Annotated in this window: 1 protein-coding gene; it reads left to right on the top strand. The window is 42.2% G+C overall.

The genetic code is table 11. The features are described from left to right. A partial coding sequence (locus B4F08_RS11680; RefSeq protein ID WP_291374445.1) for an AMP-binding protein occupies positions 1-303 on the top strand: 303 nt, incomplete at both ends.

Here is a 303-nt window from a genome sequence, read left to right on the forward strand (position 1 = left end):
ATGGGATGCGATTAGTCTGAATTATACTTCAGGCACCACAGGCAATCCAAAAGGTGTGGTTTATCACCATCGTGGTGCTTATCTGAATGCGGCCAGTAATATTTTGGCATGCGGTATGAAACCTCGTGCGGTTTATCTATGGACACTACCACTATTTCACTGTAATGGTTGGTGTTTTGCATGGTCAATTGCTGCCAGTGGCGGTACCAATATTTGCTTACGTCGAGTTGATCCAGTTTTAATTTTTAAATATATCGCTGAACACAAAGTCGATTATTTCTGCGGTGCGCCAATTGTCTTATC

The organism is Acinetobacter sp. UBA6720 (assembly GCF_002454215.1).
In the GTDB taxonomy this organism is placed as follows: domain Bacteria; phylum Pseudomonadota; class Gammaproteobacteria; order Pseudomonadales; family Moraxellaceae; genus Acinetobacter.